The sequence below is a fragment of the Curtobacterium sp. MCJR17_020 genome (assembly GCF_003234365.2).
Lineage (GTDB): Bacteria > Actinomycetota > Actinomycetes > Actinomycetales > Microbacteriaceae > Curtobacterium.
Window position 1 is genome coordinate 2,403,978 of sequence record NZ_CP126260.1, and the last position, 22,227, is coordinate 2,426,204.

A 22,227-nucleotide genomic window follows, 5' to 3' on the forward strand; every position below is an offset into this window, starting at 1 on the left:
CGTCAGGCGGGTCAGGCGGGTCGAGCCGGTCGTGCGCGTCGCGGCGCGTCGTAACTCCACGCCGGTGCTCGCGTGCCGCCGGTCCTACGGTCGCCCGGGCGTTCGGCACCGGCCCGGCGATGACGCAGGGGGGCGGTCCGGCGGTCGCGCCGTCAGGCGCGCGGGTGAGCGGTCCGGTAGACCTCGCGCAGCCGTGCCGAGGACACGTGCGTGTAGATCTGCGTCGTCCCGAGGCTCGCGTGCCCGAGCAGTTCCTGGACCGCCCGCAGGTCCGCTCCCCCGTCGAGCAGGTGCGTCGCCGCGGTGTGCCGGAAGGTGTGCGGTCCGCTCGGCCCTTCGCCGGGAAGGTCCCCGAGCAGGCGAGCCACCACGCGGTACGCACTGCGCACCCCGAGCCGGCCACCCTGGTCGCCGAGGAACAGTGCTGTGCTCGGTACGTCGGCCCGCGCCGCGAGGGTCGGACGCCCCCGTGACGTCCACCCCTCGAGTGCGTCACGGGCCGGGACGCCGAACGGCACGACCCGCTCCTTCCCGCCCTTGCCGAGCACGCGGACCGTGAGCCGCCCGCGATCGACGTCGGCGACGTCGATGCCGACGAGCTCGCTCACCCGGATGGCCGCGGCGTACAGCAGCTCCACGAGCGCCAGGTCCCGCAGCGCCCCGGGATCGTCGGTCGCCGCACGGGCCGCGAGGCCGTCGAGCAACCCACGGACCTGGTCGGCTGACACCACCCGCGGCAGGTGCGAGCCGCCCTTCGGCGCACGGAGCCGCACACCGGCGTCCATCGCGGTCACCCCGGTCTCGCTCGCCCACCGGGTGAACGCCCGCACCGACGACGACCGGCGGGCGATCGTCGACCGTGCGAGCCCCCGCTGGTCGGCTTCCCACAACCAGTCACGGAGGAGTTCGAGGTCGACCCCGTCGACGCCGACGACGCCGCGTCGCGCGGCGAACCCGACGAACTGGTCGAGGTCGTTCGCGTACGCGCGGAGCGTCTGTTCGCTGAGTCCCCTGGCGTGTCGAGCGTGCCCGAGGAACGAGTCGACGGCTGCCACGAGTCGCTCGTCCTTCTGCTCTGCTCGGTCCGCCACGTCGTCAGCGTACGGCTGGCCGACGTCATGCGCGGCCCCACCCGCCGCTGCTGTGCGCCACGAGCCCCTGCAGTTGCGCGAGCGCGAGGGCATCCGCCACCTCGGCTCCGGACAGCCCGGAGCGTCGAGCGATCTCGGCCTCCGGTAGGGCACGACGGCCGAGCGCGTCGAGGACCCGGACGACCTCGGGATCGCGCTGGACCGACACGAGGGGTTCGTCCGCCACAGCGGACACGCCGGATGCGGCCACGGGACGCATCGCGGCGACCGGGTCTCCCGGGTGCACGACGAGCTGTGCCCGGCCCTGCGCCACGAGTCGGTGGCACCCGACCGACGCCGAGGACGCGAACGCCCCCGGGACGGCGAACACCGGGCGACCGAGCTGCCCGGCGTGGTGCGCGGTGTTGAGCGCACCGGACCGCGCACCGGCCTCCACGACGACAGCGGCATCGGCGAGGGCGGCGATCAACCGGTTCCGCGCCAGGAAGCGCCACCGGGTCGGCCGGGTGCCCGGCGCCGACTCCGCCACCAGGGCGCCCTGCCGAGCGACGTTGTGGAGCAGCTGGACGTTGCCGGCGGGGTAGAGCTGGTCGATCCCCCCGGCCAGGACCGCGACCGTCGTGGCCCCCGCGGCGATCGCCACCCGGTGTGCGACCGCGTCGATCCCGTAGGCGCCGCCGCTGATGATCGTGCAGCCGGCGTCCGCGGCGGCCGAGGTGATCTCGGCGGCTGCTTCGGCCCCCGCGACGGTGTTCGCCCGCGACCCGACCACGGCCAGGGCGGGTGCCCCGTCGCCGACACCCGCCGTGGCGCTGCGCGTCCAGAGCACGAGCGGTGCGTGGGGGCCGAGGTCGTCGATCGCCGTCGGCCACCCAGCGGACCCGGGCACGAGCAGTCGTGCCCCGACGGCTTCGGCCGAGGCGACGACGTCGGCCACGTCGGACCGGACCAAGCGCGGTCGCCACCGGTCGATGGCCGTGTGCAGGACACCGGCGAACGCATCGGGGTCCTCCGCACCGGGCACACCCGCTTCCCCGCAGCCCTCGAGCAGCTCGTCGAACGCACCGTCGGCCGCGAGCAGGACCGAGCCCAGGGCGCGCTCCGCCCCGAGGGCCGCCATGAGTTCACCGGCGACGGAGTCCCCCGGCTCCACGATCACGGACCACGCCACGCGGGCAGCGGTCTCGACGGGATCCGACGCTCCGTCTGTCGCGAGGAGCCGCCGGATCGCGGCGAGCAGTTCGTTGCCGCTGCCGTGCCCGGGCCCCACGCCGCTCACAGCGCGCTCCGCAGGGCGAGGGCACCCCGGACGTGTGCTCCGCTCGGACGGTCGACCGCTTCGAGGTCGGCGAGGGTCCACGCGAGCCGCATCACCCGGTCCCAGCCCCGCATCGTCAGGGTGCCGAGGTCGAGCGCCCGGTCGAGCTCGGTGGTCGAACCCGGTTCGATCCGACCGTCCGCCCGCAGCCAGGCTCCGGTGACCTCGGCGTTCTTCGTCCACCCGGTGCCCCGGAGGCGTTCGGCCATCCGAGCGCGGGCCGCGGCGACTCCGGCGCGGGCCTCGGCCGTCGTCGGCGTGCTCCCGTCGGCACCACGCATCTTCCCGGTCGTCACCCGGGGCACGAGCACCCGGATGTCCATCCGGTCGAGCAGCGGTCCGGACATCCGCCCGAGGTAGCGCCGGACCGCACTCGGCGGACACTCACACGGCTGCCCGTGCGCTCCGCCGGCGTTGCCGCACGGGCAGGGGTTGGCAGCGAGCACGACCTGGCACCGCGCCGGGAACTCGGCGGCGCCCGCAGCCCGGTGGATGGTGATCCGACCGGACTCGAGCGGCTGGCGGAGCGCGTCGAGCACCGCACGGGGGAACTCCGGTGCTTCGTCAAGCTACACCAAAAAGCGACACAGACGTAGTACCAGGCCGGTACGTGTGATACCCACGGGGCACTTTCGAGGGCCCTGGGGCAGGTTTGGGGCAGAACTTGCCCCGGCCCCGATCGGCTTGTTTAAGCCGATGTGATAGGCAGCCGGGGCGTGTGGGGCAGAAATCGGCCCACTGTTTCCTTTTAGTTGAGAAACCTTGTCCAAAGTGCCCCCCACCCCTGCGGCACCCGTCGTTCCGGGCATCGGACCGGCCCGAACCCGTTGTCCCTTCTGCCCCCCCGGATCGCTGATCCCCGGAACGGCGCGGATGTGAGACTTGTCCTAAGTGCCCCCCAGGCCTTGACCTGACATGAAGCTGCAAAACTCCTGAACATGACTGCACCACCCACCGATCACCCACCCGCACGGCAGTTCAGGAGCACCATGCCAGCCACCAACGCACCCGTCCTCGACGGACTCGACAGGATCTTCGACCTCGAGCCCGAAGCGTGGGCCCCCCGCACCGCCATCTACCGAGTGGCCGCAGCCGCCCTCCCGGACACCGCCCGACCATTCACGTCCCGCGAACTGTTCGACCTGCTGCGCACGCGAGGCTTCCGAGAGGCCAAGCGCCGCGGCGTCCGAGGCTTCGTCGGCATCCGCGTCCCCGACGACGTGGCCACCCTGCCGGCCCTCGTGCCCGAGCACTCCGCGTCGTCCTACCGCCACCGAGGAGACCGCTCCGAAGCCGCCAAGCGCGCCGTTGCCCTGAGCGGTAGATGGCAGACCGAGCTGCGCGGCTCCCGAACCCGCGACCGCTTCGCACCGACCAGCGACCTCGGCGCCGAACTCGACCGCAAGGTGCTCACCGACGAGTTGGCCCCGCTCCGGCGTGAGGCCCGCGACCTGGAGCACATGATCGCTCAGACCTTTGGCACCGACCTCCCGGAGCAGCACCACGACGCCTGCCGGCTGCGCCTGCTCCGCGATCGGATCAGTGAGCTGTCTGCCGAGCTCCGCGATCTGTAGCGAGCAACGCCATCAAGTCGTGAGCGCATCCCGAAGCAGCTTGTCGGCATCTTCCTTGAGGATCAGGTGCTCGCGAGTGACGGTGACGTGCGCGTAGCCAGGACCAGCAGGCTCTGCCGGGTTGTCGTAGCGGACGTCGACCGCGATGACCTCTTCTTTGATCTGTCGATTGCCGACCTTGATCTCGGCGAGACCTCGGACGATGATGCCGTCGTTGTAGTCGCGATTGCTTGATGCCATGAGAGCTCCTCAGTTGGTGTACTCGTACCGTAGCGCGTCACGTGACTCGGCCGCCGTACCGAATCAGATCGCGCGCTTCAGCAGCTCGTCGGCGTCACTTCGCGGGATGACGTAGTCATAGGTGACGAACACATGCGCTGAGCTGTCAGCACTGAAGTCCCGAGGGTTGTCGTACTCGATCCGGATGTCCGGTTCTTGCTGAAGCAGGCTGCCACCGAGCCGCTCCTTGAGTTCGTCGAGTCCCGCGTGAATGCTGCCGCTGCGAAACTCGCGGTTGCTGGTAGCCATGATTGCTCCTCAGTTGATGTATCCCGCAAGGTAGCCCTTAACCTCGGCGCCCGCCCAGTGGCCCTGCACGGGGCCTCAAGGCGCAAGCGCCGAACCCGCCCGAACTGTCCGAGCCACCCGGCCTGCACGGCATGCTCGATCCACTCGACTCCCGCGACTGGATCGACCTCCGCGACGGCGCCACACGGGCAGGCGAGCAGGGCCACTTGAGGGCTGAGATCACCTCGCGGAGCACTTCCAGCGGACTCCCAGGAGAGAAAGTGCGTTATGAGGATACGGGCTTGACAACCCGTGTTACTATCGCTCTTGACCGAGGGCACGCCCCGCGACCGATGCAGAGCCTGACTGGCCCACTGCCGGCAGCCCGGGGAGCCTCAGTTGGACCCGCGAGAGCTCGAAAGGCTCTCCGCGAGGTCTGGCGATGGGGCCATCGCCACCGCTCGGCGGGTTCAAACCCTCGATTTACGGCGTGTCGCGCTTTTCTCACAGATGACTCCCAGAAATTAGCACGCTGAGCGGCTACTCCCCAGCAAACACACAGGTGACCTGCTGTGTGGCTGCGGCAAAACGGGTCCGAACGAGCCTCTCATACCCCGCGAAGGGCCTCTGTGGGGCCTCGTATAGGCCCTCGGGAGGCACCCGGGCACTCAGGTTGTTACCTGACGAGGCACTTTGTCAGACGACGGCGGAGCTATAACCACTCGCCACCAACGCCGGGCCCGCAACGGCCCATCCCCAATCTTGCCCGACCGCGCGAACCCGCCCGGTCGGTGCATCGCCGCGTCCGCGACCCGAGGCCTCAGGAGAGGCAGAGGTCGATCACGGACACCGGTAGGTCGAAGGCCAGCCCGAGTCCCAGGAGGGGCATGCACCAAGGGTCCGTACTTCCAGACCATCCGTAGGCCACTCCAGCGGGTGACCGCCCGCAATCAGTGTTCTACACGAAGGAATTCACAACCATGAACGGTCCCAAGCAGGAGCTCACGCTCATCAAGTCCCGTCTCGCAAGTCTCATCGCCGATGTCACCAGCACCGGCCGCGACCTCTCGGCGGCTGAGACCGCCGAGCTCGAGAAGGGCAACGCCCGAGTGGTGGAGATCAAGGCTGCCATCGAGCGCGGCGAGAAGAACGCAGCCGTGATGGCCGGCTTCCACACCGGCGGTACCGGCGAGACCATCGACATCGACGGCAACGTCATCGGTGTCAAGTCGGCGAGCGGATTCATCACCCCCGCCTCGGTCAAGGCCACGGCCCAGCGAATGGTTGGCGCCGGTATCAAAGCGCTCGTCGCGGGTGGCAGCGCTACCCAGCCGGTCGCCCTGGACACCAAGCCGATCCCGAAGGGTGAAGCCGGCCTCGGCCTGCTGTCGCTCCTCGAGGTCCGCGTCCGCGACACCCGCAACTACAGCCACCTGACCCAGACGGTTCGCACGCACAACGCAGCGGTCGTCGCGCCCGGTGCCGAAAAGCCTGTCTCCACCTACACGGTGGCCGAGGTCCAGAACCACCTGGACGTCGTGGCGACTCTGTCGGAGATGGTGGACAAGTTCCTCCTGTCCGATTCCGCGGATCTGGAGGCGTTCCTCACCAACGAGCTCCGCAACGGGGTTCTGCGGAAGGTGACCTCGCTCGCCGTGGCCAAGATCCTGGCCACGAGCGGTGTCCAGTCTCAGGCCTACAGCGGTTCGGCCGCCGATTCGCTGTTCCTCGGCAAGTCGAAGATCGAGTCGCTCGGCTACCAGGCCAGCGCCATCGTGATCGACCAGGCCACGTACGACTCGGTGCGTCTCTCGAAGGACGCCAACGGCCAGTACCTGGGTGGCAACGCCTTCATGGGCGGTGAGAACTACGGTCTCTGGGGCGTCCCGACGCTCGCGAGCCCGGATGTCCCGGCAGGCAAGGCACTGGTCATCGGCCAGGGTGCTGCGAACATCTCGACGGACAAGGAAGGCATCCAGGTCGCGTGGGATGCCATCACCGGCTTCAGCACCAACCAGGTGCGCGCCCGCGTCGAGGGTCGTTTCGCAACCGACGTCACGATCCCCGAGGCCATCACCGTGGTCAACACCGCGGCGGCGTAAGCCTCACGCACTGCTGAGTCGCGGCAGCTACCGCGACAGCCTGGTCAGGTCTCATCGCCTGGCCGGGCGCCAGCTCAGCCCTCGGCCCTTTCGTCCGAGCGTTGAGTGTGTGCGCTGGTTGGTCACCGGGCGGCACACAGTCGGCGGAGGTTAGGTCCCTCACGGTCGACGACACGCACCAGCTCGACGGGCTCGGCTTGCATCTCCTGCCTCGGTCTTCGGATCGAGTTTGCCTGGCTGATCTTGTCGAGCTGGTGCCCCTCAGACGTGCTCGAGTGCCGCGCCTCCTCTCGCGGTGCTCGAGCACATGGATCACTCGCGGTCGTCGGTGCGCTGGTCAACAGCCTGGACAGCCGACCGATCGCGAGTGGTCCGCCTCCCAGGGGTAGGGCGCCTTCCATCCTGTAGCCGGCGGCGTCGGTTCAGAAGTCCGGGTAAATGAACATCTCGCTCGCCCACTTTTTGCCCACTCCACAGACCGCATTCGACCACTGCTAGGGAGCATCATGACACGCACACGCACCCCCGCGGGGGTCCACATGAAGGCCCTCGAGGTCACGCTCGCAGCCGATCCCGTGCTGGCCCTGCCGACACACGCCGGCACCGTCCAGCTCGCGCGCTCCGTCGCCGCTGAGCTTGACGAAAAGGGCGGGCTGCCGACCCGCACGCTCGCGGCATATGTCTCCCTGCTGTCGACGCTTCGCCGGATCTCAAAGGATGCCGCAGCCGCGTCGACCCGGAAGGTGGGCACGTCATCGCATGTGGCCAGCATCAAGGCCTCGATCCGGAAGGGAGCAACCGAATGACTGACTCAAAGGTCTGCCCCGGCTGCAACGAGCTGAAGTCGCTGGACGAGTACCCGCTCGACGCGATGACTCGGAATGGGCACACGTCGCGCTGCGCGGTCTGTGTCCGCGCCCGCGTCCGTGACTATCGGAAGACTCCCGCCGGCCGAAAGGCCCGCCGTGAACAGATGGCGCGCTATCGCCAGCGCAACAAGGCCCGCAATCTCACACTCCGCGAGCAGGCCAACTCCCCGAGCTGAATCCAGCTCCCCCAGTACCAACGGCCCACCTGCGGGTGGCCCGTAAGGCGTCAGCGGTTCTCTACCCGCAGACTGGCGCCGAACCAACCGCCCCTATCCGGGCTGCCTGAGTAGAGACGGGCGGCTTGGGTAGGGGCTTTCTCTACGTTTGGACCGACCAAATGAAGCATCTCTTCGCCGATATCCGCTCCGGCATCACCCTCAATTTGGCTGCCGCGGGTGCACTCAGCCTCGGCCTGCTCATCCTCGGCATCGCTGGGAACCTCCGATGAGCGCCCCTAACTACCCGACGCCAACGCGCGCTGAGCGGAAGGCCTGGCGCCGCAAGAAGGAGAACGATCGCCGGGTGGCGGCATATCGGAACTCCCTGCCGTCGGCGATCGGACAGCTCACCGAGCTCCTCGAGACGGCGCCGTCCGACTGGCACGCTGACGTGATCCGGAAGCGGATCGACCACCGGCGGGAGATGGATCATCGACGCCGCGCCCAGCGACGGCAGCGGTTCGCTGCGCGCTCGCCAGAGGAGGTCCGCGATGCGCAGCTCGCCAAATGGCCGTCAGGAGCCAAGGCCTGTAAGCGGTGTGGCGAAGTCCACCCGGTGGACAGTTTCCCGATCAGGCCGGCCTCGCTCGACGGTGTCGGCATCTACTGCAACCCCTGCGATGCCCAGCGCCTTGCTGAGTCCCCGAACACCCCCACGAACGAAGGAATCTGACCGTGCCGAACCCCAACCGAACCCCGTCTGCCGCCGATCTTCGCCTCCGACTGGACCAAGCCGTAAGGCCCAAGACTCGGGCCCGCATCGTCCGACTCCTCCAGCAGGCCGAGGCCCAGTCCCGCCGCCCGCGTCGAGCCGCCCGGGATTACGAGGTCGAGCTGTGAGCGCGGAGCTCAAGGCCGACGACCGGCCCGACCCGACCTGGGACCCCCGATGCGGGACGATGGGCGCCACCGGGTACCAGGCCCACCTGGACCGCGGCGAGCGCGCGTGTGAGCCGTGCAATCATGCGCGCTGGGCTGCGTCCCTTGTCCGGCGGATGCGGGACAACCCGCCCGTGCAGCCTTCGCCGGATCTTCCCTTGGAAGTCTGGAGGCCGGTTGCGGATGCCCGCGGATACGTTGTCAGCAGTGAGGGCCGCGTCCGCTTCACCGGCTCGGTACTGCCGACCTACCACCCGCCACAGGATCTGAAGCAGTGGCTGGACAGTGACGGAGACTACCTCCGCGTCTCGATCGAAGGCCGGTACCGGAAAGTTCACCAGCTGGTAGCCGAGGCGTTTCACACCAACCCCAGAGGCTATCCGCTGGTGCGGCACCTGGACGGTGACCCGCTCCACAACGTGGCGGCGAACCTGGCGTACGGCACCTACGCCGAGAACGCGGCTGACGCGCAGCGCCACGGCACCCGGGCGACGGCCCAGCACGGCACGAAGTCGAAGTACAGCCATGGCTGCCGCTGTGAGCCCTGCCTGATCGCGCAGCGGGAGTACGCCCGCGCCCGTCGGGCCGACCCCGCGACACGCGAGGCTGACAACGCCGCGAAGCGAGCACGCCGAGCGGCCAACCGAGCTCTGGAGGAGCAAGCATGACCGACGACAACACCGAGCCCGACCCCGCCGAGATGGTCTGGTCGACCAACCCCGAACCGCTGAGCCCGGCGGAGTTCCGGTACCGCCTGATGCTTGAGCGTGGCTGGGCTGACCGAGTCACCCCGTGGCGGATGCGATGACCGTGGCCGACACCGTGGCCGCGACCTTCCTCAGGCTCGAGCATTCCCTGAGGGAGGCCCGCGAGGCGCAGTGGACCACTGGCCATTCTCCCGCGCCCCGCGAGGACACAACCGAGCGGGCGAAGGGCCAGGTCAATGACCCGACGTTCACGGCGTTCTCGGATACGCGACGGCAGGCAGTGCGGGCCGCGTATGTGGAGGCCGAGGCCGAGCACACGGCGATCATGAGGACCATGCGTGCCGCCGCTGCCCATCTCGAGGCCGCGCTCGCCGCGGACTAGCCCGACGCTGTGCGCCCGTCTCAGGACCTAGGATTAGCGAGGCAAGTCCTAGGGCGTAGAACTCATCATATCCAGCCTACGCCCCCGTGCGGCAGCAGCGCAAGGGGGTTCTGGCCGGCCTCCTCCCGTCAGTCGTCGTCCTCGGCGATCGGGTCGTGCCAGAACACCGTTAGCCGCTCCTCGATCGGTCGACGTGAGCCGAGCGGACGGGCCACCTCGACTCCGTGGAGCATGCCGGCGATGAGGACTTGGCGCTCTCGAACGCCGCCAACGGTCCAGGCCTCGGCCAGGGTTCGGCCTGTGGCGACTCGCGTCCGCACGACTCGTCCGGGCGCCTCGAGGAGCTCGCGGCGTCGGGCCTTGCTGGCGTCGAGCTTGGGCAGCAGCACGGCGTAGTCGGCGCCGTCCTCGGCGAGCGCTGCCTGAAGATCCCCGATCGCGTGGGCCACGGCCTCGAGCTCGCTGGCGTCTGCACCCTCGACTCGCTCGCTCACGCGGAGCTCGTCGAGTCCCCCGATGGCGTCGAGGATCAGGCCTTCCATGTACGCCTCGAGTGCACCTCGTGCGATCGAGACCCCGGGGCACTTCTGCGACGGCACGGCCTTGTTGGCGCAGCGGAACGTGCCGAGGGCCCTGTCCTTCCGGTGGTTCGCGTAGAGCACCGAGCCGCACAGCCCGCAGAACAGCAGTCCGCTGAGCCAGCTGGCCGCCTTCTTGGGCGAGTTGGGTCCACGCTTGACGATCGACGCTTGGATGGCGGCCCAGGTGCCGGGGTCGATCACCGGCTCCCACCGTTGGATCGGCAGTCCGGCGGCGTCGGTGACCACGCGGTACTCCTCGATCGGACTGCCGTCGGCTCGCTGCCCGACTTGAACCCTCCGCGTAGTCCGCCCCAGGAGCGTGGGCGACAGGAACAGCTTGCGGACTGTGGTCAGGCGCCACATGCCGGCGTCGAGCCCGTCGACCGGTTGCCCGGTCTGGCGTGCCCGGCGTGCCGGGGACTGCGGTGTCGCCACTCCCTGTCCCTGAAGCCAGGTGGTCACCTCGGTGAGACTCGAACCGGTGGTGAACATGCGTGCCGCGGTCCGTGCGGCCGGGGCTTCGTCCTCGTCGATCACGAGCCGCTTGCCACCACCGGGTCGGGCCTCGGCCCGGTAGCCGAAGGGCGCAGAGCCGCCGAGCCATCGCATCTCGCCGGGTTCGGTCTGGCCGAGCACGTGGGACCGCATCGACTTGATGCGGTCCCGCGTGCCCTCGGCTTCCATCGCAGCGACTTCCGCGATGACGGCCGCCATGATCCCGAACGCGGGCTGGTCGGACCGCAAGCCCTCCTTGTGGGCGACGAACAGTGCCCCGTCCCGAGCTCCAAGCACGCCGACCAGCTTCGCCACGGCGGACAAGCCCATGCGCGACCACCGCGACATCTCCCACACGAGCAGCACGTCTGCCTCGCCGTCCTCGAGCATGGCGAGCGCCCGGTCCGCCTTCGCGCGATCCTTGCGTCCCGATAGCCCGTCATCCGTAAAAACGGCAACCACGGGCCACCCGGCAGCCTCGGCGACCGTCCGGAGCTCGTGTTCCTGGCGGTCGATCGAGACGGACTCCTCGGTGGACCGCGAGACGCGGCAGTAGAGGACGGCGCGCTTCATGCCCCGGAGCCTAGCGAGCGTCACTGACCACCTTGTCGTTGCTGTCGATGACGAGGACCTTGCTGTCTGTGGTTTCGGTCCAGCATCGGTCCTGGCTGCCGTCGTTGTAGTCGTCGTTCACGCACCGCTCGATCGCGGGCAGGCCCGACGGCGGCTCGTAGATGTGCGCGGCAAGGGCGAACCCGGCGACCGCACCCGCGAGGGCGAAGGCGGTGATCCCCCAGGCCAGGAGCCCGGTCGTGGATCGGGGGGTCTTGGGGTAGTCGCGGTTGGTGCGGGGACTCGACATGAGGTGGGCCTTCCATCTGTGGGATGTCGCCTTTTGCGCTCCCTCGTGTCGTCGAGGAACAGGATGCCGCCGGTCGCACGCGACACTGCTCCGGGTCGCAGCACACCGGAGCCGCCGCCGATCAGGGAGATCGCCGACGCGGAGTGGTGCGGGGCCTCCCACGGGGGCTTCGTGCTCCACGACGCCGGTCCGAGTCCGGCGACGGACCGGACGGCGGCGACCTCGAGCGCGGTCGCGTCGTCGAGGTCGGGCAGGAGTCCGGGCAGGCGCTCGGCGAGCATCGTCTTGCCGGCACCGGGCGGACCGAGCAGGAGCGCGTGGTGTCCTCCGGCCGCCGCGGCGACGACGGCACGGACCCCGATCGGGTTCCCGACGACGTCCGACAGTTCGGCCACCGGGCGTTGGACCGAGGGCACCGGCACCGGCAGCACCGCGTCGACCTCGACCGGCGGCAACAGCGCGCCGGCGTCGATCGCGGCCGCACGGAGGGAGTCGACCCCGGTGGTGCGCACGCCGTCGACCACGCGGGCCTCGGGCAGGTTGCCGATCGGCAGCACGACCCGGTCGGCCCCGGCGTCGCGGGCCGCGAGCAGCATCGGGATGACCCCCGCGACCGGCCGGACCCGACCATCCAGACCGAGCTCCCCGATGTAGACGATCCGCTCACTGACGTCGGGTGCGAGTCCGGCGCCGGCGAGCACGGCCATCGCGATCGCCAGGTCGAACCCGGAACCCCGTTTCGGGATCGCCGCGGGCGTCAGGTTCACCGTGATCCGGCGAGCCGGCAACGGACACCCGGCGTTCGCAGCGGCGGCACGGACCCGCTCACGCGCCTCGCCGAGCGAGGTGTCCGGCAGTCCGATGATGCTGAAGGCGGGCAGCTGGCTGGTCAGGTGGGCCTCGACCTCGATCCGGCGCCCGGTCACGCCGAGCAGGGCGACGGCCGCAGCACGCCCGATGCCGGTCACAGCACACCCGCCACGTGGTGCACGGCCGTCCGGGGACCGTCGACGTGGACCGCGACGACGTCGATGCGGATCGCGCGTGCCGACACCTCCGGATGGGCGTCGAACCACTCGGCCACGAGTCGTCGCATCCGCTTGAGCTTCGTCGCCGTGATCGCCTCGAACGGATGCCCCGTCGTCGTACCCGATCGCGTCTTCACCTCGATGAAAGCAAGCGTGCAGGAATCCCACGCGACGATGTCGATCTCGCCCCGGGCACACCGCCAATTCCGCTCGAGGACCCGGAATCCCCGTTCGTGCAACCACGCCACGGCCTGGTCCTCGCCGAACCGCCCCAGGCGGCCGTTCCGGAGTGTTCGTCCGGGGCGATCGTGCAGCTTCTGTTCCATGTCATTGCCTCCACGGCAACGATCGCGGGAACGGCAGCGTGGGTGGGCGCCGACGACGGCTCTGTGGAATCAGACGACGACGATCGCCCTTGGGGAGGAATGACGAAGGACCCGGGTGATCACGATCACCCGGGTCCTTCGTCGACAGCGGCTCAGTGTGCGGCTGCGTACGCTTCCTGCACCTGGGTCGAGATACGACCACGGGTCGAGACCTCGTAGCCGTTCTCCTTCGCCCACTCGCGGATCTTGCCGAGCTCTTCGGAGTTGCCACGCTTGGGGGCCGACTTCGGGGCTGTGCTGCCGGTGCGACGACCGGAGACCTTGCGCGCTGCGGCGATGTAGTCGGAGATCGCTTCGCGGAACTTGTCGACGTTGTCGTTCGTCAGGTCGATCTCGTACGACGAGCCGTCGAAACCGAATTCGACCGTGCGACCTTCACCGGTGGTGATGGGGGAATCGTCGAGGTCGTCGACGAGCTGGACGGTGACCTTCTGTGCCATGCGCGGCTCCTGTTCATTGGACGGGAAATCCCGACCAGAATAGCGCGTGGAATTCCGGCACGTCACTGATCACCGGCGATTCACCGAATGCACCGGAATTGACGATCACTCGTCGAGTGCGAGTTCCTTCGGCAGTTCGAGTTCTCGCGATGTCAGTTCTTCGACATTCACGTCCTTGAACGTGAGGACGCGGACGCCCTTCACGAACCGGTCGGAACGGTAGACGTCCCACACCCAGACGTCGTTCATCGTCAGTTCGAAGTAGAAATCGTGTTCGGTGTCCCGGCGCACGAGTTCGACCTCGTTCGCCAGGTAGAAACGCCGCTCGGTCTCGACCACGTAGCGGAACTGCGACACGACGTCGCGGTACTCGCGGTACAGGGCCAGCTCGACCTCGCGGTCGTAGTCGTCGAATTCGTCCTCATCCATTGCGCCCACAGTCTACGGCGGCAGCCGCACCAGTGCGCGACCACCCCTCAGCCATGCGCCCCAGCGCCGCGAACGTGAGGGCCGAACGCACCCGAGGCCGGCCGCTCCTCTACGAGCTCACCGAGGTTCCACAACACGCCGCGTGCGCGCTGCCGAGGGTCTGCGGCGGCACCGGGCGTGCGCCGAGATGCCGAGATTTCGGAACCTCACGAGCCGCCGCCGGGGCAGAGCGGACGGGCCACCGCCGGGCACGGGCGACCGCAGCGCGTCAGCTGACGAGCGCGTCGAAGCCGTCCAGTGACACGCTCGACGCCTGGTGCAACCACGACTTCCGGTGCAGTGCGTGCGCCCCGACCGCGCGGATGGCGTCGTAGTGCGCGGTCGAGCCGTAGCCCTTGTTCGACGCCCAGGCGTAGTGGGGCGCCTCGTCGTGGGCTGCGATCATCATGGCGTCCCGCGCGACCTTCGCCACGATCGACGCCGCGGCGACCGAGGCGCAGTCCCGGTCGGCCTTGACCTGCACGACGACCTCGAGCGGGTCCGTCGTCGGACGGAGCGACGCGGGGACGGCACGGGTCAGCCAGTCGAACGAACCGTCCAGCACGACCACTGCGCCGTCGAGCGACAGGCCACCGGCGACCAGGGACTCGAGCGCCTGCGCCCCTGCAGCTCCGAGCGCCGGGACGATCCCCTGCCGGTCGACGTACTCGGCGGACGCCATGCCGACGGCGGTGCGCGCCCACCGGGTGACGACGGGGACCAGGTCCGTCCGGCGGGTGGCGGACAGCAGCTTCGAGTCGGCCAGACCTTGCGGGACCCGCCCGACGTCGATCGTCACGGCCGCGACGCCCACGCCGACGGGACCGGCGATCGCACCGCGTCCGACCTCGTCCATCCCGATGACCGTGACACGGCCTTCGGCCAGCAGCCGCTTCTCGACGCGGAGGGAGGGGCGGACGGCGGTCACTGGTCGCGCTCCTCCACCCCGGCGAACACCTCGGGGTGGTCGTCGAGCCACGTCCAGCGGCTCGTCGGCCAGGAGATCACGAAGGCCCGGCCGGTCACGTCGGACAACGGCACGAACCCCTTCGATGGCGTGTCCCCGTTGTAGCGGGAGTCCTTGGAGTCGTTGCGGTTGTCGCCCATCACCCAGATGGTGCCCTTCGGCACGGTGACGGAGAAGTCGGTCGCCGAGGCGGGAGCGCCGGCCGGCAGCTTGAGGTACGGCTCCTTGATCGGGACGCCGTTCACGGACATCTGCCCGAGGTCGTTGCAGCAGGAGACCTTGTCCCCCGGCAGACCGATCACGCGCTTGATGAGGTGGTCGTCACTGTCACCCGTCCCGAGGCCGATCTGCGTCAGGACCCAGTCGATCGCCTTGGCGGGCTGGGTGTCCGGCGTGACGCTCGGCACCTCGGACCCGGCGAGCCATCCACCCGGGTCCTTGAACACGACGACGTCGCCGCGTTTCAGCGCCACGACACCCGGGACGAGTTCGTTGACGATCACGCGGTCGTTGATCTGCAGCGTGTTCTCCATCGACGCCGACGGGATGTAGAACGAGCGGATCAGGAACGTCTTGACCAAGAACGACACGAGCAGCGCCGCGATGAAGATGATGACGAGGTCGCGGAGGAATGTGAGGATCCCGTTGCGCTGCTTCTCGGGCCGGGGCCTGCGCCCGGATTCCTCAGTCGTGTCCGTCATTTCCGCTCTCGTTCACACCGTGCCCGCCCGGGTTCAGCGGGCGCAAAGGGAAAGCCCCCCGTCGATGCACAACCGTACATCGGCGAGGGGCCAGCAGCGGCGTCCGGCTCGCGGACGCTCACTGCGAAGGCGATCAGGCGTCGCGCTTCTCCTTGATCTTGCGGCGGGCCGCCTTGCCGCGCAGTTCGCGCAGGTAGTAGAGCTTCGCGCGACGGACGTCACCCTTGGTGACGATCTCGATGTGGTCGATGATCGGCGAGTGCACCGGGAACCAGCGCTCGACGCCGACCTGGAAGCTCACCTTGCGGACCTTGAAGGTCTCGCCGATGCCGTGGCCCTGGCGACCGATGACGACACCCTGGAAGACCTGGACACGCGAGCGCGTGCCTTCCACGATGTTCACGTGCACCTTGATGGTGTCACCGGCGCGGAAGTCCGGGACGTCGGTCCGCAGCGATGCTGCGTCGACGTTGTCGAGGAGCTGGCTCATGGCTGTTCTACTCTCTGCGGACGCACACGGGTCGCCGCGGATCGATGTCTGATGAAGTGGTGGTGCGTGCCCGGTGTCGGCGACTCCCCCGTGGCAGAGTCCAGCCAGGGCACAGCGGTCCATACTGCCACACGGAACGCCGGGGGCAAAACAGCGAGGATGGACCCATGATCGAACTGCGCACCCCCACGGAACTCGACGGCCTGCGTGTCGCCGGTCGGTTCGTGGCCGACGTCCTCGACGAACTGCTCGTCACGGTCGACGTCGGCGTGAACCTGCTCGAGCTCGACCGCGTCGCCGCGCGGATGATCGCCGACCGGGGTGCCGAGAGCTGCTACGTCGACTACCACCCCTCGTTCGGCAGGTCGCCGTTCGGCAAGAACCTGTGCACCTCGGTGAACGACGCCGCACTGCACGGTCTGCCGTTCGACCACGTGCTGCAGGACGGCGACCTCGTCAGCCTCGACTTCGCCGCGAGCGTCGACGGCTGGGTGGCGGACTCCGCTGTGTCGGTGCAGGTCGGGACGCCTCGCGACGAGGACCAGGCCCTCATCTCGACCGTCGAGCGCGCCCTGGCCGCCGGCATCGCGCAGGCTGCTCCGGGCAACAAGCTCGGCGACGTCTCGCACGCGATCGGGCACGTGGCGAAGCAGGCGGGCTACGGCGTCAACCTGCAGTTCGGCGGGCACGGTGTCGGTCACACGATGCACGGCGACCCGCACGTGCCGAACGACGGACGTCCGGGTCGCGGCCTGAAGCTCCGGCCGGGCCTGGTGGTCGCGATCGAGCCGTGGCTCATGCAGGGCACCGACGAGCTGTACCAGGACGATGACGGCTGGACGCTCCGGAGCGTCGACGGCTCACGTGCTGCGCACGTCGAGCACACGGTGGCGGTCACCGAGCACGGACCCGAGGTCCTGACGCTGCGTCGCGCCCAGCGCGCCGACCCGACCGCCTGACGGACTGGAGGCGCGGTGCGGGCCCGCCCCGCGCCTCCAGTCCGAAACGGCGGAGCCGAGTCTCATGCCCAGCGACAGTTCTCGCGATCGCGACCGCGAGAACTGTCGCTCAGCCCGAGTCTCGGGGGGGGGCAGGAGCAGGAGCAGGAAGGCGCTACGCGTCGGGCAGCAGGTCCGGACGGACGCGCCGCGTCCGCTCCAGCTGCTGCTCGTGCCGCCACGCACCGACGCGGGCGTGGTGCCCGCTGAGCAGGACGTCGGGGACGTCGAGGCCGCGCCACGACGCGGGCTTGGTGTAGGAGGGGTACTCGAGCAGGCCGTCCTCGTGGGACTCCTCGACGAGCGACTCGGGGTTGCCGACGACGCCGGGCACGAGTCGTCCGACCGCCTCGATCATCGCCATCGCGGCGACCTCGCCGCCGTTCAGCACGTAGTCGCCGAGCGAGAGCTCCACGACGGTGGCGCGTGACGACGCCCACTCGAAGACGCGGGCATCGATGCCCTCGTACCGCCCGCAGGCGAACACGAGGTGCTCCGACGTCGACGCGAGCGACCGAGCGATCGACTGCGTGAAGGGCGTGCCGGCCGGCGTCGGGACCACCAGGGTCGACGAGCCGTCGGGGCGGAAGAGCGCCTCGAGCGCCTGCGCCCAGGGTTCCGGCTTCATCACCATGCCGGCGCCACCGCCGTACGGGGTGTCGTCGACGGTGCGGTGCCGGTCGGTGGTCCACGACCGCAGGTCGTGCACGTGCAGGTCGAGCAGACCGCCGGAGCGGGCCTTGCCCAGCAGGGACACGTCGAGCACGGAGAAGAACTCCGGGAAGATCGTGACGATGTCGATCCGCACGGCAGCTAGTCCGTGACCGTCTCGGGACGCGATGTGTCCTCGGGGTCCTCGAACAGGCCCTGCGGCGGCGTGACCGTGACGGTGCCGGACGCGATGTCGACCGCGGGCACGATCGCCGCGACGAACGGCACGAGGACCTCGCCGCGCGACGGGGTGTCGACCGCGAGCAGGTCCTGCGCCGGCATGTGGTCCACCCGCGCCACGGTACCGACCTCGACGCCGTCACGCAGCACCTTCAGCCCGACCAGCTGGTGGTCGTACCAGGCGTCGTCCTCGCCGGTCTCGGCGTCGGCGTCCTGCTCGACCCAGAGGATGATCCGGGCGAGCGACTCGGCGCCGGTGCGGTCGTCGATCCCGGCGAAGAACGCGACGGGGTGACCGTTGTACCAGCGGAGCTCGTCCAGCTCGAGGGTCTTGCCCGACCACGGTGAGTCGTCGGGGACCTGGAGCGTGAACGTGGCACCGGGGGTGAACCGACGATCCGGGTCGTCGGTGTAGAGCTCGAGCTTGATGCCGCCCTTGAGCCCGTGTGCCTTCGTGATTCGACCCACCCGGAGCTGGGTCGTCTCCCTAGGAATCGGTGTCGACCACGTCGACCCGCACACGCTTGCCGTCGGCCAGGGCCGAGACGAGGGTGCGGAGTGCCTTGGCGGTCCGCCCGGCACGTCCGATCACGCGGCCGAGGTCCTCGGGGTGCACGCGCACCTCGAGGACCTCGCCCCGCGGGGAGGTGGAGCTGGCGACGCGCACGTCGTCAGGGTGATCGACGATCCCCTTGACGAGGTGCGTCAGCGCGGATTCGAGCAAGGACTACGCCTCGGTCGTCTCGTCGGCGGTCTCGGCGTCGTCGGTCTTGGCGGCGGGAGCCGTCTTCTCCGACTTCGGCTTGAGGACGGCCTTCTTCGAGGAGTCGACCTGGAAGGCCTGCTTCGGCTCGGCGACCTTGACCTTGGACGCGGTGTCCTTCTCGCCCTTGAACTTGGCCCAGTCGCCGGTCAGCTTGAGGAGGGCCGCGACCTGCTCGGTCGGCTGCGCGCCGACGCCGAGCCAGTAGAGCGCACGCTCGGACTCGATCTTGATGACCGAGGGCTCCTCGGTCGGGTGGTACTGACCGATCTCCTCGAGGACACGACCATCGCGCTTGGTGCGCGAGTCGGCGACGACGATGCGGTAGTAGGGCGCACGGATCTTACCGAGACGCTTCAGACGGATCTTGACAGCCACAATTGCTCCTGTTTGCTTACGTTGTGGTTGAACTGGAACCGCGGGCGTGGGGGCACACACGGTGAAAGCTCGAGAGAGATCGCTCACAGCTGGATAGAGGGTCGAGCTGCGGCGATTCGACCGTTCATTCTTACAGATTCCGGGCCGCGATGCGAGCCGACGCGCTACGGCGCGAGTCGCCGGACCGCTTCGAGGGCCTCGGACGTCGCGCGGACCGCGTCCACGCTCCGTGCGTCGCGTGCGCCGCCGACGACGGCGAACGGCACACCGGCGGCCTGGAGGACCGTCACGAGTCCGTCAGGCACGTCACCGTCGGTGTCGATCGCGCGTTCCTGCCCGGCGCAGACCACGACGGTGTCCGCCGGGATCGCACGCTCCTCGCCGTGCTCGTCGCGGATCCAGAGGACACCGGGCTCGATGCGCAGGTACTCCTGCACGCCACCGACCATGCGCACCCCGGCGTCACGGAGGCGACCGATGGCGACCCAGCGCGAGGTGATCCCGACGCCCTGCCCGAACTTGCCCGATCGGCGGAGCACGGTGACGTCGGAGCCCGGCCGGATCGGGCGCGACGCCGCGGGCAGCCGCTGGGGCACGTCGCCGACGAGCTCCTCGGAGACGTCGAGGTCCCAGCGCGCCGCGAACTCGGTGGCGCGGACCGACTCGTCCGGCGACTCGGTCAGGAACGCTGCGGTGTCGACGCCGATGCCGCCGCCACCGATGATCGCGACGGAGCCGGCCGGCACGCCCCCGCGCAGCGCCCGCTCGTACGACAGGACGTGCGGCAGGTCTGCACCGGGGACGTCGACGTCGCGCGGGACCACCCCGGCGGCGAGCACCACGGCGTCGCTGTCGGCGAGGTCCGCGGGCGTCGCCGGGCGGCCGAGGTGCACCGTGGCTCCCCGCTCGTCGAGTTCGGCACGGGCAGCCCGCACGGTGGCGGCGTAGTCCTCCTTGCCGGGCACGAGCGCGGCGAGGCCGAACTGGCCGCCGAGCCGGTCGGCGGCCTCCCACACGGTGACGTGGTGGCCGCGTCGGGCGGCGTCGACGGCTGCGGCGAGACCGGCCGGTCCCCCGCCGACGACGTCGACGCGCTTCGGGTCGCTGGTCGGACGCGCCGGGAACGCGACCTCGCGGGCGGCGCGCGGGTTCACCAGGCAGGACACCGGTGCTCCGATGATCGAGCGGTCGAGGCACGCCTGGTTGCAGCCGATGCACGTGTTCACCAGGGCGAACCGGCCCGCGAGCGACCGGTTCACGAGCGCGGGGTCGGCGAGGAACGGTCGGGCGAGCGCGACGGCGTCGATGGCTCCGTCGGCGAGGACGGTCTCACCGTCGCGCAGGTCGGTCATCCGGTTCGACGCGATCACCCGGACGTCGGGGTACGACGAGGCGCGCACGACTCCGGCGATGCGCGCGGCGTAGGCGAGCCAGGCACCGTGCGGCACGGCGGCCTGCACGGTCGGGGTGCGGGACTCGTGCCAGCCGATCCCGACCGAGATGCCGTCGAGCCCGAGCGGCAGCAGGTCCTGCACCAGGGCGTCGACGTCGTCCTCGGTCGACGAACCGGGCATCAGGTCGGCGCCGGAGAGCCGGATCGTCACGGCCAGGTCGGGCACCGCTGCACGGACGGCCTCGACGACCGACACCGTGAACCGCCGTCGACGCTCCGGCGAACCGCCCCACTCGTCGTCACGCAGGTTCGTCAGCGGCGACTGGAACTGGTTGATGAGGTACCCCTCGGACGCCATGATCTCGACGCCGTCGAACCCGATGTCGCGCGCGGACCGGGCCGCAGCGGCGAAGTCCTCGATGGTGCGCTCGATCTCGGTCGGCGTCAGCTCGGTCGGCACCACGCCGCGCGCGGCCGCCCAGGGCAGGGCAGACGGTGCCACCACGCGCTGGGGGTCCCCGTGCCGGTCGACCATCCCCGCGGCGAGCGCGTACCGCCCGGCGTGGAACAGCTGCGCGAGGATCGTGGAGCCCTCCTCGTGCACGGCGTCGACCGCCGTGCGGAACCGCTCGTCCGCTCCCCCGACACCGAACACGGCGAAGTCGGGGCCGCCCCGGGCCTCGTCGTTCACCGCGATGCCGCCGGTGATGATGCAGGCGGCGCCGCCGGCGGCACGTTCGCGGTAGAACGCCGCCATGCCGGCTCCACCGTCGTCGTGCACCTCGAGTCCGGTGTGCATCGACCCCATGACCACCCGGTTGGGCAGGGTCAGGGGGCCGAGTGTCCACGGCGAGGAGACGACGGCGAGCTCGGGCATGGCGACGGTGCTCATGCCCCTACTCTGCCGGAGGGAGCACCGCGTCGCGCAGCGGCGACGTCGTGTCCGCCCAGAACGGCGGTGCGATCACGGTCAGGCCGCCGTCGACCGACAGCACCTGGCCGGTGATGTAGCCGGCCTTGTCGGACAGCAGGAAGTCCACCGCGTCGGCCATGTCGTCGGCGGTGCCGGGGCGCTGCAGCGGGAGCTTCTCGAACACCGAGTCGATCGGCGCCTGGCCGGGGACCTTCGTGTAGAAGTACTCGAGCGAGTCGGTGTCGATCAGGCCACCGTTGACGGCGTTCACGGTGATCTGGCGCGGACCGAACTCGACCGCCATGTACTTCATGTACGACTCGCTCATGGCCTTCGCGGCGCCGAGCGCGGCGTAGGTCGGGAACGCGCGGAGCGATCCGTACGAGGTCACGACGACGATGCGCCCACCGTGGTCCATCAGCTCGGCGGCACGCTGCGCCCCGAGCACGAACGAGCGGGCGTTGGTGGCGTAGCTGCGGTCCAGGTGGTGCAGCTTCAGTTCCTTGACCGGCTTGAACGCGCTGGCAGCGGCGTTCGCGACGAAGTAGTCGAGGCGACCGTAGGTGTCGCGCACCAGATCGAACAGGGCGTCGATCGACTCCGGCTGCTCGATGTCGACCTGCGCGGTGATCCCGTCGCCGCCGGCGGCCTTGACGTCGGCGAGCGACTCCTCGGCCAGGTCGGCGTTGCCCTTGTACGTGACCACGACGGTCACGCCGCGCTGGCCGAGCTTCTGCGCGAGCAGGCGGCCGATGCCGCGCGAAGCGCCCGTGATCAGTGCGATGGGTGCGTTGGTGGTGTCGGTCACTGCGGTCCTCTACGTGCG

At 69.7% G+C, this 22,227-nt stretch carries 28 protein-coding genes and 1 pseudogene; 9 read left to right on the forward strand and 20 right to left on the reverse strand.

Annotation, left to right across the window (positions count from 1 at the left end):
• Positions 1-152: 152 nt before the first annotated feature.
• From DEJ14_RS11300 to DEJ14_RS11315, 4 genes and pseudogenes are all read right to left on the reverse strand, one after another.
• The gene (locus DEJ14_RS11300) at positions 153-1,091 is read right to left on the reverse strand and encodes a tyrosine recombinase XerC (RefSeq protein WP_258373321.1); all 939 of its coding nucleotides are present in this window, start codon (positions 1,089-1,091) and stop codon (positions 153-155) included.
• A gap of 25 nt (positions 1,092-1,116) precedes the next feature.
• On the reverse strand, positions 1,117-2,370 hold the full coding sequence (gene dprA / locus DEJ14_RS11305) for a DNA-processing protein DprA (RefSeq protein WP_111086083.1): 1,254 nt from the start codon (positions 2,368-2,370) through the stop codon (positions 1,117-1,119).
• The gene (locus tag DEJ14_RS11310; RefSeq protein WP_349775268.1) at positions 2,367-2,732 is read right to left on the reverse strand and encodes a magnesium chelatase subunit ChlI family protein; all 366 of its coding nucleotides are present in this window, start codon (positions 2,730-2,732) and stop codon (positions 2,367-2,369) included. Before DEJ14_RS11310 ends, dprA begins: the two co-directional genes overlap by 4 nt.
• Positions 2,706-2,966, reverse strand: a pseudogene (locus DEJ14_RS11315) (ATP-binding protein); the annotation flags it as partial. The gene DEJ14_RS11310 and the pseudogene DEJ14_RS11315, both read right to left, overlap by 27 nt.
• A 432-nt stretch (positions 2,967-3,398) precedes the next feature.
• On the opposite strand from DEJ14_RS11315, the gene DEJ14_RS11320 reads away from it, so the two are divergent.
• On the forward strand, positions 3,399-3,983 hold the full coding sequence (locus DEJ14_RS11320; protein ID WP_111086082.1) for a hypothetical protein: 585 nt from the start codon (positions 3,399-3,401) through the stop codon (positions 3,981-3,983).
• 12 nt (positions 3,984-3,995) lie between these two features.
• Here DEJ14_RS11320 and DEJ14_RS11325 read toward each other — a convergent pair whose 3' ends face one another.
• A complete protein-coding gene (locus tag DEJ14_RS11325) occupies positions 3,996-4,223 on the reverse strand; it encodes a hypothetical protein (protein ID WP_111086081.1) in 228 nt (75 codons plus the stop codon).
• A 63-nt stretch (positions 4,224-4,286) separates the two neighbouring features.
• Positions 4,287-4,511, reverse strand: a complete 225-nt coding sequence (locus DEJ14_RS11330) for a hypothetical protein (RefSeq protein WP_111086080.1) — start codon at positions 4,509-4,511, stop codon at positions 4,287-4,289.
• 932 nt (positions 4,512-5,443) lie between these two features.
• Here DEJ14_RS11330 and DEJ14_RS11335 point away from each other — a divergent pair.
• The 7 genes from DEJ14_RS11335 (at position 5,444) to DEJ14_RS11365 (ending at position 9,647) form a co-directional block, all read left to right on the forward strand.
• Positions 5,444-6,592: a phage major capsid protein gene (locus DEJ14_RS11335; RefSeq protein ID WP_146249793.1), complete on the forward strand. Its 1,149-nt coding sequence runs from the start codon at positions 5,444-5,446 to the stop codon at positions 6,590-6,592.
• Positions 6,593-7,131: 539 nt separating this feature from the next.
• Positions 7,132-7,398 carry a hypothetical protein gene (locus DEJ14_RS11340; protein ID WP_146249792.1) on the forward strand — a complete coding sequence of 89 codons (267 nt, stop codon included), beginning with the start codon at positions 7,132-7,134 and terminating at the stop codon, positions 7,396-7,398.
• The gene (locus tag DEJ14_RS11345) at positions 7,395-7,637 is read left to right on the forward strand and encodes a hypothetical protein (protein ID WP_146249791.1); all 243 of its coding nucleotides are present in this window, start codon (positions 7,395-7,397) and stop codon (positions 7,635-7,637) included. The genes DEJ14_RS11340 and DEJ14_RS11345 overlap by 4 nt, the downstream gene beginning before the upstream one ends.
• Before the next feature lie 268 nt (positions 7,638-7,905).
• Positions 7,906-8,352: a hypothetical protein gene (locus tag DEJ14_RS11350; protein ID WP_146249790.1), complete on the forward strand. Its 447-nt coding sequence runs from the start codon at positions 7,906-7,908 to the stop codon at positions 8,350-8,352.
• A 163-nt stretch (positions 8,353-8,515) separates the two neighbouring features.
• Positions 8,516-9,226 (forward strand): NUMOD4 motif-containing HNH endonuclease, encoded by a 711-nt coding sequence (locus DEJ14_RS11355; protein ID WP_220036447.1) that lies wholly within the window; start codon positions 8,516-8,518, stop codon positions 9,224-9,226.
• Positions 9,223-9,366 (forward strand): hypothetical protein, encoded by a 144-nt coding sequence (locus DEJ14_RS11360; RefSeq protein WP_181437586.1) that lies wholly within the window; start codon positions 9,223-9,225, stop codon positions 9,364-9,366. The genes DEJ14_RS11355 and DEJ14_RS11360 overlap by 4 nt, the downstream gene beginning before the upstream one ends.
• Complete coding sequence (locus DEJ14_RS11365; RefSeq protein ID WP_111086076.1) at positions 9,351-9,647, forward strand: DUF7169 domain-containing protein; 297 nt, start codon at positions 9,351-9,353, stop codon at positions 9,645-9,647. Before DEJ14_RS11360 ends, DEJ14_RS11365 begins: the two co-directional genes overlap by 16 nt.
• 128 nt (positions 9,648-9,775) lie before the next feature.
• Here the strand turns inward: DEJ14_RS11365 and DEJ14_RS11370 are convergent, their stop codons facing one another.
• From DEJ14_RS11370 to rplS, 8 genes are all read right to left on the reverse strand, one after another.
• Positions 9,776-11,296: a recombinase family protein gene (locus tag DEJ14_RS11370; RefSeq protein ID WP_111086075.1), complete on the reverse strand. Its 1,521-nt coding sequence runs from the start codon at positions 11,294-11,296 to the stop codon at positions 9,776-9,778.
• A gap of 117 nt (positions 11,297-11,413) precedes the next feature.
• Positions 11,414-12,553, reverse strand: a complete 1,140-nt coding sequence (locus DEJ14_RS11375; RefSeq protein WP_258373320.1) for an ATP-binding protein — start codon at positions 12,551-12,553, stop codon at positions 11,414-11,416.
• On the reverse strand, positions 12,550-12,939 hold the full coding sequence (locus DEJ14_RS11380) for a YraN family protein (RefSeq protein WP_111086074.1): 390 nt from the start codon (positions 12,937-12,939) through the stop codon (positions 12,550-12,552). The genes DEJ14_RS11375 and DEJ14_RS11380 overlap by 4 nt, the downstream gene beginning before the upstream one ends.
• A 152-nt stretch (positions 12,940-13,091) precedes the next feature.
• Positions 13,092-13,439 carry a histone-like nucleoid-structuring protein Lsr2 gene (locus DEJ14_RS11385; RefSeq protein WP_111086073.1) on the reverse strand — a complete coding sequence of 116 codons (348 nt, stop codon included), beginning with the start codon at positions 13,437-13,439 and terminating at the stop codon, positions 13,092-13,094.
• Positions 13,440-13,544: 105 nt separating this feature from the next.
• On the reverse strand, positions 13,545-13,868 hold the full coding sequence (locus DEJ14_RS11390; protein ID WP_111086072.1) for a DUF2469 family protein: 324 nt from the start codon (positions 13,866-13,868) through the stop codon (positions 13,545-13,547).
• A 268-nt stretch (positions 13,869-14,136) separates the two neighbouring features.
• Positions 14,137-14,835 carry a ribonuclease HII gene (gene rnhB / locus DEJ14_RS11395; protein WP_111086071.1) on the reverse strand — a complete coding sequence of 233 codons (699 nt, stop codon included), beginning with the start codon at positions 14,833-14,835 and terminating at the stop codon, positions 14,137-14,139.
• A complete protein-coding gene (gene lepB, locus DEJ14_RS11400; RefSeq protein ID WP_111086070.1) occupies positions 14,832-15,575 on the reverse strand; it encodes a signal peptidase I in 744 nt (247 codons plus the stop codon). The genes rnhB and lepB overlap by 4 nt, the downstream gene beginning before the upstream one ends.
• 133 nt (positions 15,576-15,708) lie before the next feature.
• Positions 15,709-16,065 (reverse strand): 50S ribosomal protein L19, encoded by a 357-nt coding sequence (gene rplS / locus DEJ14_RS11405; RefSeq protein ID WP_111086069.1) that lies wholly within the window; start codon positions 16,063-16,065, stop codon positions 15,709-15,711.
• 167 nt (positions 16,066-16,232) lie between these two features.
• On the opposite strand from rplS, the gene map reads away from it, so the two are divergent.
• Positions 16,233-17,024: a type I methionyl aminopeptidase gene (gene map / locus DEJ14_RS11410; RefSeq protein ID WP_111086068.1), complete on the forward strand. Its 792-nt coding sequence runs from the start codon at positions 16,233-16,235 to the stop codon at positions 17,022-17,024.
• 154 nt (positions 17,025-17,178) lie between these two features.
• Here map and trmD read toward each other — a convergent pair whose 3' ends face one another.
• The 6 genes from trmD to DEJ14_RS11440 all read right to left on the reverse strand — a co-directional run bounded on the left by trmD (position 17,179) and on the right by DEJ14_RS11440 (position 22,209).
• Positions 17,179-17,871 (reverse strand): tRNA (guanosine(37)-N1)-methyltransferase TrmD, encoded by a 693-nt coding sequence (gene trmD, locus DEJ14_RS11415; protein ID WP_110863975.1) that lies wholly within the window; start codon positions 17,869-17,871, stop codon positions 17,179-17,181.
• A gap of 5 nt (positions 17,872-17,876) precedes the next feature.
• Positions 17,877-18,422, reverse strand: coding sequence for a ribosome maturation factor RimM (rimM, locus tag DEJ14_RS11420; RefSeq protein WP_181437585.1), 546 nt, complete (start codon positions 18,420-18,422; stop codon positions 17,877-17,879).
• Between the two features lie 19 nt (positions 18,423-18,441).
• The gene (locus DEJ14_RS11425) at positions 18,442-18,678 is read right to left on the reverse strand and encodes an RNA-binding protein (protein WP_111086067.1); all 237 of its coding nucleotides are present in this window, start codon (positions 18,676-18,678) and stop codon (positions 18,442-18,444) included.
• A gap of 3 nt (positions 18,679-18,681) precedes the next feature.
• On the reverse strand, positions 18,682-19,095 hold the full coding sequence (rpsP, locus tag DEJ14_RS11430; RefSeq protein WP_111086066.1) for a 30S ribosomal protein S16: 414 nt from the start codon (positions 19,093-19,095) through the stop codon (positions 18,682-18,684).
• Between the two features lie 164 nt (positions 19,096-19,259).
• On the reverse strand, positions 19,260-21,380 hold the full coding sequence (locus DEJ14_RS11435) for an oxidoreductase (RefSeq protein ID WP_258373318.1): 2,121 nt from the start codon (positions 21,378-21,380) through the stop codon (positions 19,260-19,262).
• 4 nt (positions 21,381-21,384) lie between these two features.
• Complete coding sequence (locus tag DEJ14_RS11440) at positions 21,385-22,209, reverse strand: SDR family oxidoreductase (RefSeq protein WP_111086065.1); 825 nt, start codon at positions 22,207-22,209, stop codon at positions 21,385-21,387.
• Positions 22,210-22,227 lie beyond the last annotated feature (18 nt).